Consider the following 18,715-nt stretch of genomic DNA (forward strand, 5'->3'; position numbering starts at 1 on the left):
GAAAGTACATAAATAAAGGAGGTATATTGAATGACAGCCACTCCATATTCGGATGTGTGGGACCTGGAAATAATTTTTAAAGGCGGCAGTGATTCCAAAGAATTTGCAGACCACTTAACCCTTACTTCAGAGTTAATTGATCTTTTCCAAGCAAAAGCTAGCAGTTGGACTCCACTCAATACAACCGAGGATTCAAAATTCCTACAAGAGTTACTTGAAGACTTTGAGCATGCCGCCAAAAAGCTTCGTCAAGCTGGTGCCTTTGTTGGATGTTTGCAGGCACAAAATACCGAAGACAAGAAAGCATATAACCTGGAAGCAAGAGTGACCAGTTTAAGCGCTGCTTTCCAAACTGCTCTTGGTAGATTTGATAGCTTATTAACAACAATCAACGATGACGTTTGGGTACAGTTGTTAGCAGATGAAAAACTCAAAGTGCTCTCTTACATATTAAATGAACGACGAGATCGTGCAAAAGATAAGCTATCTAAAGAAGAAGAAGCTATTATCAGCGCCCTTGGTGTGGACGGTTACCATAGCTGGGGTCAACTGTATGATTTAATCGTTGGAAAAATTAAAATCTCATTTAACGAAAATGGCAAAGAGAAACTACTCTCTGTCGGGCAGGCTTTCAACAAATTTTCCAGCCCAGACAGGGAAATTCGAACAGCTATTTTTGAAAATTGGGAAAAAGCTTGGGGAGATCAAGCAGACATCTTGGCTAAAACACTTAATCATCTTTCTGGTTTCCGTTTAAATGTCTACAAAAAGCGTGGCTGGGAGGATGTTTTGAAGGAACCGCTTAGTATTAACCGTATGGAAAAGAGAACGCTGGAAACAATGTGGACAGTTATTTCGGAAAATAAACAAATGCTGGTTAAATACCTAGAGCGTAAAGCTACGCTGTTAGGACTTGAAAAATTAAGTTGGTATGATTTAGATGCTCCATATGGAAAAACAGCCTCAAAGGTTTCTTATCAAGAAGGTGCTGAATTTATCGAACAGAACTTTGCTATCTTTGGTGAGAAAATGGCTTCATTTGCTCAGAAGGCGTTTAAAGAACAATGGATCGAAGGAGAAGATCGCCCTGGAAAAGCACCTGGCGGCTTTTGTACTTTCTTCCCTGAAAGTAATCAATCTCGTATTTTCATGACTTATTCAGGCACTCCATCTAACGTCTCAACCCTTGCACATGAACTGGGACACGGATTCCATACATTCGCAATGAAGGGTGTTCATCATCTCAATCGAAATTATGCGATGAACGTTGCTGAAACCGCCTCAACCTTTGCCGAAATGATTGTAGCTGACGCGGCAGTGAAGAATGCGAAGGACGAAGAAGAAAAGCTCGTTTTATTAGATGATAAAATCCAAAGAACGGTTGCACTATTAATGAATATACATGCCCGTTTCTTGTTTGAAACGCGTTTTTATGAAGAAAGAAAGCAAGGTCCTGTTGCAGTAGAACGGTTGAATGAATTGATGCTTGCCGCACAAAAAGAGGCATATAGCAATGCTTTGGAAGAATATCATCCGTTATTCTGGGCTTCGAAGCTCCACTTCTTTATAACCGGTGTTCCATTCTATAACTTCCCATATACATTTGGTTATCTTTTTTCACTTGGTATCTATGCTCAGGCTCTTGAGGAAGGCAGGGGCTATGAAGATAAGTACATTGCCTTGTTAAAGGATACAGCCTCAATGTCGGTCGAGGACCTAGCGCAGAAACATTTACAAGTAGATTTGACGCAACCGGACTTTTGGGAGAAGGCAGTCCATATTTGTCTTGATGATATTAATGAATTCTTGGCTTTGACGGAAGATAAATAAGATGAAAAAATAAAGCATCGACCGATTATTTTGGTCGATGCTTCTTAATTATTCCACACTAATTTCAGCTGAAATAACACAGCCGATTGCCGCAGTAATGACGATAGCCATCACAACCATGAACATACTCTCCACCCCTTAGATAGATCCTGTTCTTTCTAATATGAATTTATCATATTTTCACAGTAACTAGCTTAAGGAAATGTGGAGATTTTGTTAATAAACACTTACGGCTATTAGCAATTCGATTTCAATATGATATCATTATGACCCTTTTTTCTTTGGTATAAAGAATAGCGACAATAATAAGATATGCAGCGGCATGATTGTTACCTCCTAAATTTTATGACTAGCTAGGTGGTATCCTTCGAAACCCAGAGACTAGCGCCACGACCTTGCATTAGTAAAAACAACATATTTAAAACCACCTTTCTAATCAGCAAATTTTTTTCTAATTACATACCACGGTACATAGTTGCTTGACGGTCTTTGTTTTGTTCGTAGAGCTTCTCAACCATTTCTTGATGAATAGCTTCTTCCGTGCTTACTTTTCGTTTCTTAATCGTAATTGAAAAGAAGATTATATTTAGCGTCATTTCTGTTCACTTCCTTATTTCATTCATTAATTATTTCCACTTACATATAGCGATACATGGAAATTTGCCTATCCTTGTTTTGTTCATAAAGCTTTTCAACCATTTCCTGGTTTACTGCCTCTTCAAGACTCACTTCAAGTTTTTTAAAAGTAATTGAAAAAAAGAATATATTTAGGGTCATGATTAACCACCTCCTTTAAGTAATCATTTGTAGTGAAATCGCAACAAATTCAATTTATGCTGTACATATCCAAAATGCTCGTAAAAAGGGCACAAAAAGGCCGCAGAAGAGTATCCTGCGGCTCTGGTTTTTTAGGCACAAAAATACCGCAAGACGTCATTCTCCCTGCGGCATGGATATGTATAGTAACTTAATTTAAAATTAAGCAATCCATTCCAGACTGGTCGAATGTTTGATATTCATATTCAATTGTTGCGATCATTCCAGTTGCTGATACCATTCCGTTTAACGCCATCGCTCCAGTTAATGTAAACATCATTTTCTTCGACCTCCTTTTTGGAATTTTTTACTTACTACGGTAATTATATCCACACACAAATCCTTTGTAAACCTTTTTATGGAAAATTTTTTAAATTAATTCAAAAGCCCAAAAAGGTGTCAGGCACCATGTGAATTTTTCACATGGTGCCTGACACTCAATCATTTTAATGCATTCTCTAGGTCTTCAATAAGGTCTTCTACGTCTTCTAGGCCTACTGAGATTCTTACTAGGCCATCGGTAATCCCTAGTTCAGCTCGGCGCTCTGCTGGAATTGACGCATGGGTCATCCTTGCTGGTACTGAGATTAAGCTTTCAACTGCTCCAAGGCTTTCTGCCAAGGTAAAATATTTCACTTTACTAAGTAATTTGTCTGCATTTTCGGCACTCCCGACATCAAACGAAACCATACCGCCAAACCCTCTTGTTTGTTTTTTAGCGATCTGATGATTGGGATGGGTTTCAATTCCTGGGTAGTAAACTTTTTTTACATTTGTGTGCCCTTGTAAAAATTCCACAATTGCTTTCGTATTTGCTTCCATCTCTTCCAAGCGAATTCCGAGTGTTCTAATTCCGCGAATTAACAGCCATGAATCTTGCGGACCCAAGATCCCACCGGTAGAATTTTGCACAAAATGGAGCTCCTCAGCAAGCTTTTCACTATTTACCACAGCTAAACCTGCGACAACATCACTGTGCCCGCCAAGGTATTTTGTGGCACTATGCAAGACAATATCCGCCCCAAGTTCGATAGGGTTTTGCCAATATGGCGTCGAAAATGTGTTATCAACAATAGTTAAAAGATTATGTTCTTTTGCAAGCTTTGCGACTGCTTCAATATCAGTAATCTTTAGAAGCGGGTTTGTAGGTGTTTCTAAATGAATGGCTCTTGTATTTGGTCGAATCGCGCTTAATATCGTTTCAGATTTACTTGTATCCACAAAGGTAGAGTCAATTCCCAATCGATTCAATACTTTCGTCATTACCCGAAACGAGCCGCCGTAAACATCATCAGTTAATATCACATGATCCCCACTGTTAAACAGCATCATCACAGCTGTCATAGCTGCCATTCCAGAGCCAAAGGCAAATCCAGCCTTGCCTCCTTCAAGTTCTTTGATCAATTCCTCAAGCGCATGTCTGGTCGGATTTCCTGTTCGTGAATATTCGAAGCCTTTATGCCCGCCGACACCTTCTTGCTTAAATGTACTCACTTGATAAATGGGAAAGGTAACTGCACCAGTAGCTGGATCGTTACTAATTCCTCCATGAATTAATTGCGTTTTTCTTTTCATTTTAAATTCCTCCTTCAAAAATCTTCTTACTTAAGTAACGCTCACTGCCGTCTGGAAAAATAACCACAATATTTGTACCAGGCATTGCCTTTTCTGCCTCTTTAAGTGCAGCATAAAAAGCGGCACCAGAAGAACTGCCGACTAGAAGTCCTTCCTTTACAACTAATTCCTTTACATGGTTGAAGGCTGTCACATCCGGAACTGTATGGATTGCATCAAAGTAGTCCGGGTCCATATACCCTGGCAAGAACTCCATTCCGATGCCTTCGGTCCGATGCGGACCAGATTCCCCGCCATTTAGGATCGATCCTTCCGGTTCAACGATAACCGTTTTAACTGCTTTTTTATGGTCCTTTAAATACCGAGCAGTCCCCATAAATGTTCCGCCTGTACCTGCGCCAGCAACAAATATATCAATTTGACCGTCCATTTGATCCCAGAGTTCAGGGCCAAGCGTTTTATAATACGTAGCGGGGTTAGCAGGGTTGGCAAATTGCTGCGGGCAATAGGACCCTGGAATTTCTTTTAGAAGCTCCTCAGCCTTTGCAATCGCGCCCTTCATCCCCATTTCTGTTGGCGTGTGAACGATTTTGGCCCCTAGTGCTTTCATCAGCTCTTGCTTTTCGATACTAAACTTTTCAGGAACACATAATATTACTTGAATTCCTTTGTTTATAGCCGCAAGCGCTAGGCCAATCCCGGTATTCCCTGCCGTTGGCTCAATAACTGTTCCGCCCGCCTGCAATTTCCCACTTGAAAAAGCTTCGTTTAACAGTTCGATCCCAAGGCGGTCTTTTACACTGCCTCCAGGGTTCATAAATTCTAGTTTTGCAAAAATTCGAACTCCCTCAGACAAAGGAAATTGTGTTATCTCGACAATAGGTGTATGCCCAATTAGTTCATGTACATTTTTGTAAACCTTCATTTTTCCACCTCTACTAACTATCGTAAAGCTGCCACCATCTTCATAACTAATGTCGCAGAATTAGTTGCCGCTTTATCGATAAATTGGTCAAAAGAAACTTCAGATTCTTTTCCAGCAATATCAGAAAGTGAGCGAATAATGACAAAAGGTACTCCAAATCGATGAGCTACTTGTGCGATTGCCGCTGCTTCCATTTCCACGGCTTGCAGGTCATGAAATTTTGACCGGACAAAATCGACACGGACAGGGTCCTCCATAAAGGAATCTCCAGTGACAATTAGGCCTTTAACAATTTGGAAGTTTTCAAGTTCTGATGCTGCTGCTTCTGCGACTGTAATTAATTTTTCGTCCGCTAAAAAGGCTGCTGGCAACTGCGGAACCTGGCCATATTCATAACCAAAAGCAGTTACATCTACATCATGATGGCGAACCTCCGTTGAAATAACGGCATCTCCTACATTTAGTGCAGGATTAAAGCCACCAGCAGACCCTGTATTGATGATGCAATTAGGCTTATATTTCTCAAGCAGTATAGTAGATGACATGGCAGCGTTGACCTTACCAATTCCAGAACGAAGCAGAATGACATCCACTCCATGCATTTTTCCAAAGGTAAATTCACAGCCTGCTATAGTTTCCTGTGTTTGATTGTCGATATTATCTCTAAGTAAAGTTACTTCTTCTTCCATTGCTCCAATGATTGCGATTTTCATACTGTGACCTCTTTCTTGTATTCATAATTATTATCAGATTTACTGCTTATAATCTTCCTCGGAACCATACATTGTATCCGCAAACACTATTCTACCGCTTTTAATAAAAGCATGCTACAATGTGCTGCACCTTATTACATATTCACTCCTAATTGAATACATCAATCCTATGAGTATACTATGGGTTCGTGAAAAACCTGTTCCCAACTTATCATATTTTACAAATTCGTCAATATTTTCGTTGTGAGAATGCCTCGAAATGTCTAAAATACCGCAAAAAACCTCTCGAGATTTCGAGAGGCTTTTTCAATATCGATTACTGATTTAATTCAGCCAGTTCTTCTACCTTGGTAGGTTTCCAACCTTGACCATCAACCCATTGGAGATATACATTAAACTTTTGCTGTTTATCCTTTGAAGCGACGGTGCCAAACGAGCCATTTGTTGTAGATCTATCTCTTCCCAGCCAATAAACGGTCATATTACCTTTGTCTAAACCAGTTGCATAAGAAATGGCATTCAACATTTCTTGCCAGTCAGCCGAAGACTGGTCATAAACTGGAGTATGCTCGCCTGTTTGCGATGTACCAACAGGTTGCCAAGCAGGATTTTCAGTTGCTTTCACCACATTCGAATTGCCGTCTCCCTCTGTCACCACAGCCTGTGATTCAGCTGCACCTTCCGGTGTCGTAGTATCCTCCGATGTGGAAGAATCCTCTGTTGTCGCAGCATCTTCACTTAGTTCTTCTTCGGCAGCAGGATCAGTTACACTGTCATCGTCATTTGTAGTGACAGTTTCAGACTCTTTTTGTTCATCTTTATTATCTTTTTGCTCTGTTTTTGTACTTTCCTTTTTTGGTGATGCATTGTCATTTCCAGTAGCAAAGATATTATATGCGACAAAAATAATTAGTAAGAGCACAACGATAATTAAACTATTTAAGACGATATTGGTCTTTTTTCTTTTCGAACGGTAACCTGAACGCGAATTAGAATTCAAATCATTAGTCAAATTAATTCCCTCCTAAAATAAAATACGGAAGCTCCCTTGGTACAGGAGCCAGACATTTATAGACTCTCAATATTCTAACATGATTTTATGAGAACTTGAAGGAAAAAACATTACCTATTGCATCCCTTTATCTTTTTCATACAGCATTTTAACCATATCAGCAAACAACAAATTTACCCCGCCCTCTGTATCTAGTACATCCAAATTCACTGCCACAAGTACATATTTGGGATTCTCGTAAGGAAAGTAACCAGCGAACCATTTATTATGCAACTGCCTGCCTGCTTCATATTTTCCTGTTTCAGCTGTGCCTGATTTTCCTGCTACCTCATAAGGCAAGTCCTTAAACCATCTTCCTGTGCCATTCGGGTTCAAGACAACTTCCCGCAATAACTTTTGCAACTTCATCGCGGTATAGGGAGAAATGGTATCTCCCTGGAAGCTTTGCTCCGGAAAATTAACCATCGTCGTACCGTTTTTGTATTCAATTTTTGATACGACCCTAACCATCTCTTTTTCACCACCCCTTGCGATCGTCGCCATCATATTAGCGACGGCTAAAGGGGTAGCCCGTACTTCATGTTGTCCAATTCCGGACATCGCGGCGAAATTAGCGTCCTTCCTAGCGTCCTCAGAAAGAAACACTCTTCCTTTATCCTCATCAGCGAGCTGTTTAAAATCATTCGTATGATAGATATCCCCCTGCCAGCCAACCGAACCGGTAAGCGACAACTTTTCTGCATAATCTTCTAAAAGGTTGGGATTTATTTTTTGTAATTCACTAGCTAGCTCTCCAAAGGTACGATTACAACTCCTTGCAAAGCTATTCGTGAAATCCAACATTCCATAATTGTATATTAACTCTGGTTTACCATTGATTTTCTTACTGCAATCAAATTGACGCTTCGGGTCATCAAGATTATGGTCTATGGCAGCAGCCGCTACAACCGTTTTGAAAACTGAGCCCATTATCTGTTGTTTCAACATCATATTTGTCATTCCAGCACCATTGTAAGGGTCATTTTTATTAATCGTTGGCCGCGAAACAAGTGACAACACGCTATTATCCTGAATATTAAGGAGAACCAAGCCCCCTTTTTTTATCTGATAGTGGTCAACTAAATTCTCCGCTTTTTGCTGAAGTGTCCTATCCAGGGTTGTCCGAATATTGACAGGATAAAACGGATTTGCCGGATCTACATATCTTACATTAATTCCAAAAAGCGGTGCACCACCGCCGTCTACATGATAAACCAGCTTTGATTTACCTTCAGGGAGCAGGAATTCATCAAAACTTTCCTCCAGCCCAGACACGCCAATTAAGGTTTTCTCCGACAATTCCTTTCTCGGATATCGCTTCTTTAACTCTTTAGAATTTTCACCTGTCATCCCAAGCAACTGTTCCGCTGGTACTTGGGCACGTTCAAACTTTTTTTCTATCGCAAATACACCAGGTATTTTTAAGCTATTGATTCTTTCCATTTGTGAACTAGTAAGTTCATATGGTTCAGGGTCCCCATAGGCAAAAGGCTTTTTCGCCCCTTCAACAGCCATTTTAAGGACAGTTACTGGTATTCCAGAAATACTTGAAACCTTGTCGGTCTCCCAATCCATTTTTTTCAAAAAGGGAAAAAGGACGAGAACTGCCACCTTTTTATGCGTGAGCATTGCACCATTTCGGTCAAGAAAGTTACCTCTGCCATTATCAATTACCAGTTCTTGAGTTCTTTGTTTGACACTTTCTTCAAGTAAATTTACGTTATGTTTAGAAAAGGTCTCTGTCTCAATTAACTGAATGTGCATTAAACGTACTAAAAGCAACAACAAACCTGTAATAGAAATAATAAGCCACCCAATGGCTCGTCTTCGCCACATAAAAAACACCTCGTCAAAAGTTTTGACGAGGTTTTCTTATTTCAAACAATATTCAAAAGAATAGTTATAATTTCGATTATTTAATGCTGACGATACGGACGCTCATTTCACCGCCGGGAGTTTGAACCGATACTTGGTCGCCTACTTTTTTACCTAAAAGGCTTTTAGCGATTGGTGAATCGTTTGATATCTTCCCTTCAAATGGATCAGCTTCAGCGCTTCCAACAATGGAATACGTTTCTTCATCCCCATCTGGGAGCTCAACAAATGTAACGGAACTTCCTAATGTTACAGAGTCACTCGCCATAGTGGCTTCTGCAATAATCTTCGCATTGCGAACCATATTTTCTAAAGTTGTTATACGCCCTTCAACAAAAGCCTGTTCTTCTTTCGCAGAATCATACTCAGAGTTTTCAGATAAATCCCCGAAACTTCTTGCGATTTTAATTCTTTCAACCACTTCTTTACGTTTCACTGATTTTAAGTATTCAAGTTCTTGGACAAGTTTTTCTTTACCTGCTTGTGTCATTGGAAATACTTTCTCTGTTGCCAAAACCCTCACTCCTTCTATTCATTAAGAATTGTGTATGTAAAATATGTAATATTATGCCAATCGGCATAATAGATAGTAGCGCGTCCTTAAATAAAAGGGCGCGCAACAAAAATAATTTTTCCAGTCTGAATTTTTCTATTTAGACTTTTCTTTTGTTATTGTTTCATAAAATTGACTTTTGTTCAAGAATTGTTTGAATTTTTGTGACCATTAAATCAATCGCCACATGGTTATGGCCGCCTTCAGGGATAATAATATCTGCATATCTCTTCGTAGGCTCAATAAATTGGTTATGCATCGGACGAACAACATTTAAGTATTGGTCAATGACAGAATCAAACGTCCGCCCGCGATCTCTAATATCACGAGTCAAACGGCGGATTATTCTTAAATCAGCATCTGTATCAACGTACAACTTGATGTCCATTAAATTCCGGAGTCGCTCGTCCTCAAGTACTAAGATTCCCTCTAAAATAATAACATCTTGGGGTTGAACTGGAATCACTTTGTCAGAACGGGTGTGAATTGAATAATCATAAACCGGTTTTTGAATCGTCTCATAGCGTAAAAGCTTTTCGATATGTTCGATCAGTAAGTCGTTATCAAAGGCAAGTGGATGATCGTAATTTGTCTTCAAACGTGCTTCAAATGGTAAATCACTCTGGTCCTTATAATAATAATCCTGTTCTAGCACCAAAATGGAATGATCTTTCAAACTTTCATAAATTGCTTTTGTTACACTGGTTTTTCCGGAGCCGGAGCCGCCGGTTACACCAATAACAACGGGTTTGCGCATCATGCTAGTTCTCCTTTCGCATCATGTTGTTAGGGTAGACCGGTTTGTCCACTTTAAATTGTACAATTTGAAGTGGATGTCTTGCTGCGTCCAATTCAATACCTTTTTCATCCCAGATTTTATCAATGACATGGGTAAAGTTTTGTATCTCAGGTCCGAAAAACTCAACTTCTTCCCCTGGTTTAAAATGATTACGTTGTTGAAGTGTAACCATTTTAGTTTCTTCGTCATAATCCAGAACAAGGCCTACAAATTCAAAATTTGTCTTCTTGCTATGATTACCAAACATTTGCTCTTTATACCCTGGCACACCTTCAAAAAATGCAGGAGCCGTTTCCCGGTTTGCACATTTGTCGAGTTCCAATAGCCAGTCTTTCTGAATGACAAAATTCTCAGGATCCGCGCAATAGGCATCGATCACTTTCCGATAAACACTGACAACGGTTGCGATATAATGAATCGATTTCATTCGGCCTTCGATTTTCAAACTATCGATACCTAGTTCGATCATTTGTGGAATGGCTTGAATTAGATTAAGATCCTTCGGGCTCATTGCAAACGGAGCGTCACCTTCTTCATAAAGGGCAACTTCCTGGTTGCTGCCTTCTAACTTGAAAAGGTCATAATCCCAGCGGCATGATTGACAGCAGCCACCGCGGTTCGAATCCCTTGCAGTCATATGGTTGCTCAAAGTACAACGTCCGGAATAGGCAATACACATCGCCCCATGAATAAAGGTTTCAATCTCAACATCGACCTTTTCTTTCATTTCTCTAATTTCTTCTGCACTTACTTCACGTGCCAAGACAACACGTTCTGCCCCTGCCTCTTTCCAAAACTGGGCAGCTTTCCAGTTGGAGAGTGATTGCTGTGTGCTTATATGGATTTCAATTTCCGGAGCAAGACGGCGGCAAGTTTCAATAATTAACGGGTCAGCGACAATTATTCCCGCAATCCCAGTTTCCTTCAACCCAAGGATATATTCATCTAAACCGTCCAAATTTTCATTATGAGCGAAAATGTTGGTGGTCACGTAAATTCTTGCTCCGTATTCTCTTGCAAACTCCACGCCTTCCTTCATTTCTTCGAAGGTAAAGTTATCGGCATTTGAACGAAGTCCATATTCTTGGCCGCCGATAAATACGGCATCTGCACCATAATGTACAGCAATTTTTAATTTTTCAAGATTACCTGCTGGAGCAAGGAGTTCCGGCTTCTTAATAATGACACGTTTTCCGTCGATAATTTCAGAAATCTTATCTTTAACTGTATTCACAGCTGAACCCCTCCAATTAATTAATGTCTAGCTACAGCGCCCCTGAGCAGGGACTTCTGCTTTTCTTCTTTTAATAAACCGTCTCTTTGAAATAAAATCCTGTATCTAATGAACGATTGGCCGGCTGAATTTCTTCAATTGCCGCTAACAACTCGTCCTTTTTATCTTCATAAGCGTCCGGGTCTTCGCTAAACAAATCAATTGCTTCACGGTAAGCCTTAGTTACTGCAAGAATATATTCAGAGCTTTTTAGGATTCCGTCGATTTTAAACGAGTCGACACCCGCTTCAAGCATCTCTTGAAGTTCATCAATGATACAAATATCATTTGGACTCATAATATGTGTACCGTTTTCGTCTTCAAAGATTGGATATTTATTTTCTCGTTCCTTATCATGTAAGAACATGTTTTCTTGCATATTTCGATTTTCAATTTCCATTACTTTTCCTTGGTACTCATAATAATTTCCTAGAAGCGAACGTTTGGATTGGAACATACAGCTCATACCGTGAACCTGCACTTCGATTTCCACTTCCGCATTTTCTTTCATTTCAACGATCGCATCCATATTAATTTCTCGAGCTAACACTGCCCGTTTCGCACCTTTTCTACCCCAATAATTGCAAGTGTACCAGTTTGTTCCTGTTGTTTCGGTACTCCAGTGCAGTTTCATATCTGGGGCAACTTCTCTTGCCGTCATTAAAACAGCAGGATCACCAAAAATGATCGCATCAGCCTTTGCCACTGACACAAATTGAATATATTCGCCAAGCTCTTCAATTTTTTCATTATGAAAAATCGCATTCATGGCCACATATACTTTTTTCCCTTTTGAGTGGGCTAGTTGGATCGCCTTTTGGACATCTTCTCGGTTAAATTCCCCTGCAAGTCGTAAGCCATACCGTTGTTCACCGACCACAAATGCTTCTGCACCAGCTTCACATAATGGCAAGATATCATTGACAGTCAAAGGAGTTACCAGTAATTCTGATTTTTTCATATCCTATCACCTCTCCTTTTGCTTATCGCAACCCCGTCCCCGACGGGCAATATAACAGAATCAAAATCCGGATGATTCATTAACCAGTGATTAAATTCATCAATCTTTTTGACGAGATTCCGTATTCTTTTTGTTTCAATTACAGGTTCTGCAACCAGGCCTTTAAACAAAACATTATCGGTAATAATTAGACCATTATCCGTTAGATATTTAGAATAAATTTCAAAAAACTTTTTATATTGACCCTTCGCTGCATCAATAAAAATCGCGTCAAAAGAGGCATGTCCACTTACGGCATCCTCAACCTCAAGTGCATCACCCTTGATTAAAGTGATTTGATGACTATGTTCCGAGCGACTGATAAACTGTTCAGCCAAGTGTATACGGTCCACATCGCGCTCGATTGTAACAATTTGGGCATTTGGGAGCGCCTCTGCCATTCGTAAAGCAGAATAACCTATCGCTGTTCCCACCTCAAGTATTTTCTTTGAATCGTGAATTCGTAATAATTGCAGCATCGTTTCTATACCTGACAGTTCCATAATAGGAACATTATGAACATTCGCATAGTTTTCCATTTCTGTAAACAATAGATTTCGTTCAGAAATAAGACCTTCAATATAAGAATGCAGCTTCTCATTTAACAAGCTGCCCTCACCTCTATCCCTAATAAGAATTGCGCTTGGGCTAGCAATTCTCTAAGTCAAATACTTTTATTATTTCTATAGATAAAACTATTTAGACATGAAAAAATAGCGTTCACAGTAATCTTCAGCATTAACGGGTAGAATTCCGACATAATGCGTTCCAGGCAGCTATGGCCAGGTTACCTTACTGTGAGTTACGCTATGGATCATTTATTAAAACACTTGAACTATTTTAACATAGATCAGTATAATATTTCAATAGAAAAACGGAGGAATGATAACATTTCCTCCGTAATGCAATTAATTTTTACTTGTAATATGCTTTGCTTTTTCCTTATTATGCTCTTCCAGAGTTTTTGTAAAAATAACATCACCATCTGCCGTTGCCAAGAAATAATAATAGTCAGTCTTCTCAGGCTCAAGTGATGCTTCAATCGAAGATTTTCCGGCATTGGCAATTGGACCTGGAGGCAGACCCGTATTTTGGTATGTGTTATATGGTGAATCCACTTCAAGATCTTCATATAACACCCTTTCCTTGTGTTTCCCTTGAGCATAGAGAACGGTCGGATCGGTTTGGAGCATCATACCCTTTTCGATCCGATTATAAAAAACACTCGCAATCGTTTTACGGTCCGCTTTTTCGGTCGCTTCCTCTTCAACTAATGAGGCCATGGTTAATAGTTGATGAACAGATAGCTTTTTTTTCTTACTTTGCTCTGAATAGGCAGATACAATCGTCCGGGTTTTATCAAGCATAGCAGTGACCATTTCTTCAACAGAGGGATTATTTTTGTAGAACGGATAGGTCGCCGGGAATAAATAACCTTCCAGTGGATATTTTACTGAAGAATTTAAGATTTCCTCGGTTAATATATCCGGATATTTAGCCATTAGCGTTTTAATAAATTCTTTGTCATTTAATTTATTAAAAACAACATCTTCCTTCTGTTTGGTTGCTTTTGCCATCATGGCCGCAATTTCTTTCAGTTGTTTTCCTTCAGGAATGGTAATTTTGAAACTGGCCTTAGCCAGTACCTTACCGGTTTTTAGACGGCTAACAATTTCGGGGACATCCATGGAAGGACTTAGTTGATACTCCCCTGCCATAAACCCGCCTTCATTCTTTAGCTTTACATAATATTTAAATACTTTTGCACTTTTTATGATCCCACTTGATTCTAACTTTTCGCCGATACCTGTGACTGATGAGCCAATCGGAATATCCACTGTTTTCAGTTTCTTACTACCTGCGTCAACAGGATTAAGTGCTGATTCTATGTACAAATATCCTCCACCACTAATTAAGACTATTAATAATAGCAATAAAATTGAAATAATCAAAACAATTTTTCTGACAACTTTTGCTTCGTTTTGATGTTCAAGCATTTTTTTACGGATAACATCTTTTTTGTCTGTTGTCATTTGACTCCCCCTTCCCTTTATACCGACGCAGATCTAGGTTTTGTAAACTACTAATGTGTAACATTAAAAAAATAGACATCTTAATTATTTCAGCACATAGTAAGAAAAATGTCAATTTAACAATAAATTTGTCAGTTTTTAATACAATAAAGACAAAAAAAAACCGGCTATTAAACCAGCCGGTTTATCAATATTCTATTCTTCTTCCGCTTCTTGGTCCTCATTGAAGGTATTGAACACTTCTTCAACCATGTCCCATTCCTCGTCCGTTTCAATTTGCAATAACGGACCATATCCGCCATCTTCCGTAGGAATATAAGCGTAAACATGAATATCAACATCTTCTTCATCATCATCAAAAGATCCTACAGGATAAAAGAATACATAAGATTTTTCGAACTCATCAGAATCAAAAGTAAAAAGCACTTCATGTAATTGTTCGTTACCATTTTCGTCTACTAGTGTAATAAATTGTTCTTCATCATGTTCGTGTTCGTGATCATGTGCCATTTCTTCACCTCATTAATTTTTACTATCCAGATAGCCTTGCAGGATCATCACTGCAGCCATCTTATCAATTACTTTCTTACGTTTTTTCCGACTTACATCGGCTTCAAGTAATACGCGCTCAGCTGCCATTGTTGTTAGACGCTCATCCCAAAGGACAGTTGGCACTGCAAATTTACTTTCAATTTCTCTTGCATATTGCATACTCGCTTCTGCGCGCGGTCCAATCGTCCCGTTCATGTTCTTAGGCAGACCGATGACAACCGTATCTACTTGATACTCTTTTATTAATTGACCAATTTCCTCAAAACCAAACACATTTTTTTCTTCATTGATTTTGAGAGTTGTAAGGCCCTGGGCAGTCCAGCCAAATTCATCGCTTAAAGCGACACCGACTGTCTTAGTGCCTACATCTAAACCCAATACGCGCATGCATTAACCCTCTCGCTGTTGTTTTAGATAGGATTTCACTAATTCTTCAATAATTTCATCTCGTTCAAGCTTGCGAATAATATTGCGGGCATCGCGATGACGCGGAATATAGGCAGGATCTCCTGATAAAAGATAACCAACAATTTGGTTGATCGGATTGTAGCCTTTTTCCTGCAAAGCTTCATAAACTTGAAGAAGAACGTCATTTATATCATGCTCAAACGGTTCTTCAGGAAAATTAAATCGCATCGTTTTGTCAAATGAGCTCATTGCATACACCTCGCTTTTTATTTGAGGAGAGAATTGTATTGTCTAGCGGAAGCGCCTGGGCACTTCCGCTTTTTAGCTTAGTTACCTACATTTTACACTACTTTGTCCTATTATCAAATGGATTTTACCCATTCATCAACGAATTGAAGTGCAGCATCCAGTTTTTCCGGATCCTTACCACCTGCTTGAGCCATGTCAGGACGACCGCCGCCGCCGCCGCCGCAGCGAGAAGCAACTTCTTTGATCAACTTTCCAGCATGATAACCTTTTTCAATTAAATCCTTGGTAACTGCTGCAATTAAGTTAACCTTTCCTTCATGGGCACTACCCAAAACAATTACGACCGAGCCCAGTTTTTGCTTCAAATCATCAGCCATATTTCTTAAGTTATTCATATCAGCACCTTGAACATTTGCAGCTAACACTGTTACCCCATCAATTTCTTTCGCCTTTGATACGAGATTTCCGGCTTCAATATTCCCAAGTTTTGTTGAAAGAGATTCGTTTTCTCTGTGAAGTTGTTTGATTTCTAGCATTAAACTATCAATTCTATTAACAATTTCTTTCGGATTGGTTTTTAGTTTCTCAGCTGCATCCTTTAACAAGCTCACTTGCTCATTTAATGATTTGTAAGCTGATTCACCGGTTACCGCTTCAATCCTTCTCGTTCCAGCACCAATTCCGCCTTCAGAAATAATTTTAAACAACCCAATCACAGATGTATTTGGAACATGGCAGCCGCCGCAAAGCTCTAGGCTATAATCGCCAACCCTTACTACACGGACAATATCACCATATTTTTCTCCAAAAAGAGCCATTGCCCCCATTTCTTTTGCTTCAGCAATTGGCTTTAGGCTGATGTCCAGCTCGATGTTTCTCCAGATTTTTTCATTGACGATTTTCTCGACTTGTTCAAGTTCTTCTGGTTTAATTTGACCAAAATGCGAAAAGTCAAAGCGAAGACGATCTGGTTCTACAAGGGAACCAGCTTGGTTCACATGTTCGCCTAGAACGTCTTTTAAGGCTTGGTGTAACAAATGGGTCGCTGTATGGTTTTTAATAATTTTCACGCGGTTTTCAGCATCAACTTCAGCTGTCACCTTGTCGTTCGTTGTTAATGTTCCTGATTTCACAACTATTTGGTGAAGGTTTTGACCATTTGGTGCTTTTTGAACATCCTTAACCGTTATACAAGAATCTACACCTGTTATCAAACCACGGTCAGCAATTTGTCCGCCACTCTCTGCATAAAACGGTGTCACATCTAGAATTAGCTGAACTTCCTCACCGCTCGATGCTTTGTCGACAAGTTCACCATTTTTAATGATTGCTGCCACAATAGAATTCGTTTTAAGTTCGTCATAGCCGACAAACTTACTTTCGACCTTAACATCTCTAAGGACACCGCCTTGGACCTGCATAGAGTCGACATCTTGTCTTGCTGCTCGGGCACGCTCACGCTGTTGCTCCATTTCTACTTCAAAGCCTTCATGATCAACCTTCATGCCCTCTTCTTCAGCATATTCCTCTGTTAATTCAACCGGGAACCCATATGTGTCATAAAGTCGGAAAATATCCGCACCAGTGATGGTTTCACTGCCTGTCTCTTTTTCCTTCTTAATCACAGTTGCTAAAATCGCTAAGCCTTCATGAAGTGTTTCATGGAAGCGTTCTTCCTCACTTTTGATGACTTTTTGAATAAAATCGGTCTTGTCTTTCACTTCTGGATAGAAATCATCCATGATTTCGCCTACGACAGGAACGAGTTCAAACATAAATGGACGATTAATATTAATTTGTTTAGCATACCGAACAGCCCTGCGAAGTAAGCGGCGCAGTACATAGCCACGACCTTCATTTGAAGGCAATGCCCCATCGCCGACTGCAAAGGCAACCGTACGAATATGGTCTGCAATTACTTTGAAGGCAACATCGGTCTCTTTGTTCTGTCCGTATTTTTCGCCGGAAATCTCTTCTGTTGCACGAATAATAGGGATAAATAAATCTGTATCAAAATTGGTAGGGACGTTTTGAACAACGGAAGCCATTCGTTCTAATCCCATTCCAGTATCAATATTTTTCTTTGGCAGCGGTGTATAGGTACCATCCGGGTTATGATTAAATTGAGAAAATACTAGGTTCCAGACCTCAAGATAACGGTCATTTTCACCACCTGGGTAGAGTTCAGGATCAGTAGGATCATTTCCATACTCTGGACCTCGGTCATAGAAAATTTCTGTATTCGGACCGCTTGGGCCTTCACCAATATCCCAGAAGTTTCCTTCGAGGCGAATAATGCGCTCCTCCGGCAGACCGATGGTGTTATGCCAGATTTCAAAGGCTTCGTGATCTTCAGGATGGATCGTAACCGAGAGAAGTTCTGGATCCCAGCCAATCCAATTTTCAGACGTTAAGAATTCCCATGCCCATTCAATAGCTTCTACTTTAAAATATTCACCGATTGAAAAGTTACCGAGCATTTCAAAGAATGTATGGTGGCGGGCTGTTTTTCCGACATTTTCAATGTCATTGGTTCTGATAGATTTCTGCGCATTTGTAATTCTAGGATTTTCAGGAACGACACGTCCATCAAAATACTTCTTTAAAGTTGCAACCCCACTGTTAATCCATAATAGTGATGGATCATCATGCGGCACAAGTGATGCACTCGGTTCAATAGTATGACCTTTTTCTTTACTAAAAAACTCTAAAAACATCGAACGAATTTGTGAACCTGTTAAATTTTTCATTATTAGACCTCCCTTTTTAATAAAAAAGCACACAAAAAAGCCCTCATCCCAAAAACAGGGACGAGAGCTTGTCTCGCGGTACCACCCTGATTACGGATACAAAACACGTATCCATCTCTCAATAATCCCTTAACGCAGGAATACGGCAGTGGTTAGCTGCACTCCAGATTAGCTTTCTGTCGTCCTTCATCTAGAGCTTCTTTCAGCCAGGGAAGCTCCTCTCTTCTACGCAAATGCGTTACAGATGGTCTACAACATACTCAATCCTTCAACATTTTCATACAAATAATCATTCTATATCACGAATTATAGC

The 18,715-nt window shown here is 39.7% G+C and carries 19 protein-coding genes and 1 other annotated feature; of the genes, 1 reads left to right on the top strand and 18 read right to left on the bottom strand.

The window, feature by feature from the left end; genetic code table 11:
* Nucleotides 1-30 precede the first annotated feature (30 nt).
* Entirely contained in the window at nucleotides 31-1,830 is a 1,800-nt protein-coding gene (locus CCK98_RS24965; RefSeq protein ID WP_088089060.1) for a M3 family oligoendopeptidase, read from the top strand.
* 455 nt (nucleotides 1,831-2,285) lie between these two features.
* On the opposite strand, the gene CCK98_RS24970 is transcribed toward CCK98_RS24965, so the two are convergent.
* The 18 genes from CCK98_RS24970 to alaS all read right to left on the bottom strand — a co-directional run bounded on the left by CCK98_RS24970 (nucleotide 2,286) and on the right by alaS (nucleotide 18,402).
* A complete protein-coding gene (locus CCK98_RS24970; protein ID WP_088089061.1) occupies nucleotides 2,286-2,426 on the bottom strand; it encodes a YrzI family small protein in 141 nt (46 codons plus the stop codon).
* A 40-nt stretch (nucleotides 2,427-2,466) separates the two neighbouring features.
* Complete coding sequence (locus CCK98_RS24975; protein WP_088089062.1) at nucleotides 2,467-2,607, bottom strand: YrzI family small protein; 141 nt, start codon at nucleotides 2,605-2,607, stop codon at nucleotides 2,467-2,469.
* A gap of 190 nt (nucleotides 2,608-2,797) precedes the next feature.
* Nucleotides 2,798-2,926, bottom strand: coding sequence for a hypothetical protein (locus CCK98_RS36545; RefSeq protein WP_256942456.1), 129 nt, complete (start codon nucleotides 2,924-2,926; stop codon nucleotides 2,798-2,800).
* Between the two features lie 161 nt (nucleotides 2,927-3,087).
* Nucleotides 3,088-4,221, bottom strand: a complete 1,134-nt coding sequence (locus tag CCK98_RS24980; protein ID WP_088089063.1) for a bifunctional cystathionine gamma-lyase/homocysteine desulfhydrase — start codon at nucleotides 4,219-4,221, stop codon at nucleotides 3,088-3,090.
* 1 nt (nucleotide 4,222) lies between these two features.
* Nucleotides 4,223-5,146 (bottom strand): PLP-dependent cysteine synthase family protein, encoded by a 924-nt coding sequence (locus CCK98_RS24985; protein WP_088089064.1) that lies wholly within the window; start codon nucleotides 5,144-5,146, stop codon nucleotides 4,223-4,225.
* 17 nt (nucleotides 5,147-5,163) lie between these two features.
* The gene (gene mtnN, locus CCK98_RS24990) at nucleotides 5,164-5,859 is read right to left on the bottom strand and encodes a 5'-methylthioadenosine/S-adenosylhomocysteine nucleosidase (RefSeq protein WP_088089065.1); all 696 of its coding nucleotides are present in this window, start codon (nucleotides 5,857-5,859) and stop codon (nucleotides 5,164-5,166) included.
* Between the two features lie 316 nt (nucleotides 5,860-6,175).
* Nucleotides 6,176-6,871 (bottom strand): YrrS family protein, encoded by a 696-nt coding sequence (locus CCK98_RS24995; RefSeq protein ID WP_088089066.1) that lies wholly within the window; start codon nucleotides 6,869-6,871, stop codon nucleotides 6,176-6,178.
* A 114-nt stretch (nucleotides 6,872-6,985) separates the two neighbouring features.
* Entirely contained in the window at nucleotides 6,986-8,746 is a 1,761-nt protein-coding gene (locus CCK98_RS25000; protein ID WP_088089067.1) for a penicillin-binding protein 2, read from the bottom strand.
* Nucleotides 8,747-8,822: 76 nt separating this feature from the next.
* On the bottom strand, nucleotides 8,823-9,299 hold the full coding sequence (gene greA / locus CCK98_RS25005; RefSeq protein WP_088089068.1) for a transcription elongation factor GreA: 477 nt from the start codon (nucleotides 9,297-9,299) through the stop codon (nucleotides 8,823-8,825).
* 163 nt (nucleotides 9,300-9,462) lie between these two features.
* Complete coding sequence (gene udk / locus CCK98_RS25010; protein ID WP_088089069.1) at nucleotides 9,463-10,098, bottom strand: uridine kinase; 636 nt, start codon at nucleotides 10,096-10,098, stop codon at nucleotides 9,463-9,465.
* 1 nt (nucleotide 10,099) lies between these two features.
* The gene (locus tag CCK98_RS25015) at nucleotides 10,100-11,371 is read right to left on the bottom strand and encodes a U32 family peptidase (protein WP_088089070.1); all 1,272 of its coding nucleotides are present in this window, start codon (nucleotides 11,369-11,371) and stop codon (nucleotides 10,100-10,102) included.
* A 70-nt stretch (nucleotides 11,372-11,441) separates the two neighbouring features.
* Nucleotides 11,442-12,371, bottom strand: a complete 930-nt coding sequence (locus CCK98_RS25020; RefSeq protein ID WP_088089071.1) for a peptidase U32 family protein — start codon at nucleotides 12,369-12,371, stop codon at nucleotides 11,442-11,444.
* Complete coding sequence (locus CCK98_RS25025; protein WP_088089072.1) at nucleotides 12,368-13,018, bottom strand: O-methyltransferase; 651 nt, start codon at nucleotides 13,016-13,018, stop codon at nucleotides 12,368-12,370. Before CCK98_RS25025 ends, CCK98_RS25020 begins: the two co-directional genes overlap by 4 nt.
* Nucleotides 13,019-13,318: 300 nt before the next feature.
* Nucleotides 13,319-14,443, bottom strand: a complete 1,125-nt coding sequence (gene mltG / locus CCK98_RS25030; protein WP_088089073.1) for an endolytic transglycosylase MltG — start codon at nucleotides 14,441-14,443, stop codon at nucleotides 13,319-13,321.
* 195 nt (nucleotides 14,444-14,638) lie between these two features.
* Entirely contained in the window at nucleotides 14,639-14,953 is a 315-nt protein-coding gene (locus tag CCK98_RS25035; protein WP_088089074.1) for a DUF1292 domain-containing protein, read from the bottom strand.
* A 12-nt stretch (nucleotides 14,954-14,965) separates the two neighbouring features.
* Nucleotides 14,966-15,382: a Holliday junction resolvase RuvX gene (gene ruvX / locus CCK98_RS25040; protein WP_088089075.1), complete on the bottom strand. Its 417-nt coding sequence runs from the start codon at nucleotides 15,380-15,382 to the stop codon at nucleotides 14,966-14,968.
* Nucleotides 15,383-15,385: 3 nt separating this feature from the next.
* A complete protein-coding gene (locus tag CCK98_RS25045; RefSeq protein ID WP_066257787.1) occupies nucleotides 15,386-15,652 on the bottom strand; it encodes an IreB family regulatory phosphoprotein in 267 nt (88 codons plus the stop codon).
* Nucleotides 15,653-15,765: 113 nt separating this feature from the next.
* A complete protein-coding gene (gene alaS, locus CCK98_RS25050; protein ID WP_088089076.1) occupies nucleotides 15,766-18,402 on the bottom strand; it encodes an alanine--tRNA ligase in 2,637 nt (878 codons plus the stop codon).
* 53 nt (nucleotides 18,403-18,455) lie between these two features.
* Nucleotides 18,456-18,683 (bottom strand) — a binding site (T-box leader).
* Nucleotides 18,684-18,715: the final 32 nt, after the last annotated feature.

The sequence above is a fragment of the Bacillus sp. OV166 genome (assembly GCF_900177675.1).
Lineage (GTDB): Bacteria > Bacillota > Bacilli > Bacillales > Cytobacillaceae > Neobacillus.

What these genes read in the sequence shown, in the direction of transcription:
- ruvX (WP_088089075.1), bottom strand. Translation starts at nt 15,382, where the DNA reads ATGCGCGTATTGGGTTTAGATGTAGGCACTAAGACAGTCGGTGTCGCT.
- CCK98_RS36545 (WP_256942456.1), bottom strand. Translation starts at nt 2,926, where the DNA reads ATGATGTTTACATTAACTGGAGCGATGGCGTTAAACGGAATGGTATCA.
- CCK98_RS24965 (WP_088089060.1), top strand. Translation starts at nt 31, where the DNA reads ATGACAGCCACTCCATATTCGGATGTGTGGGACCTGGAAATAATTTTT.
- CCK98_RS24970 (WP_088089061.1), bottom strand. Translation starts at nt 2,426, where the DNA reads ATGACGCTAAATATAATCTTCTTTTCAATTACGATTAAGAAACGAAAA.
- CCK98_RS25045 (WP_066257787.1), bottom strand. Translation starts at nt 15,652, where the DNA reads ATGAGCTCATTTGACAAAACGATGCGATTTAATTTTCCTGAAGAACCG.
- CCK98_RS24975 (WP_088089062.1), bottom strand. Translation starts at nt 2,607, where the DNA reads ATGACCCTAAATATATTCTTTTTTTCAATTACTTTTAAAAAACTTGAA.
- CCK98_RS25035 (WP_088089074.1), bottom strand. Translation starts at nt 14,953, where the DNA reads ATGGCACATGATCACGAACACGAACATGATGAAGAACAATTTATTACA.
- CCK98_RS25000 (WP_088089067.1), bottom strand. Translation starts at nt 8,746, where the DNA reads ATGTGGCGAAGACGAGCCATTGGGTGGCTTATTATTTCTATTACAGGT.
- mtnN (WP_088089065.1), bottom strand. Translation starts at nt 5,859, where the DNA reads ATGAAAATCGCAATCATTGGAGCAATGGAAGAAGAAGTAACTTTACTT.
- CCK98_RS24985 (WP_088089064.1), bottom strand. Translation starts at nt 5,146, where the DNA reads ATGAAGGTTTACAAAAATGTACATGAACTAATTGGGCATACACCTATT.
- CCK98_RS24980 (WP_088089063.1), bottom strand. Translation starts at nt 4,221, where the DNA reads ATGAAAAGAAAAACGCAATTAATTCATGGAGGAATTAGTAACGATCCA.
- mltG (WP_088089073.1), bottom strand. Translation starts at nt 14,443, where the DNA reads ATGACAACAGACAAAAAAGATGTTATCCGTAAAAAAATGCTTGAACAT.
- udk (WP_088089069.1), bottom strand. Translation starts at nt 10,098, where the DNA reads ATGATGCGCAAACCCGTTGTTATTGGTGTAACCGGCGGCTCCGGCTCC.
- CCK98_RS25020 (WP_088089071.1), bottom strand. Translation starts at nt 12,371, where the DNA reads ATGAAAAAATCAGAATTACTGGTAACTCCTTTGACTGTCAATGATATC.
- alaS (WP_088089076.1), bottom strand. Translation starts at nt 18,402, where the DNA reads ATGAAAAATTTAACAGGTTCACAAATTCGTTCGATGTTTTTAGAGTTT.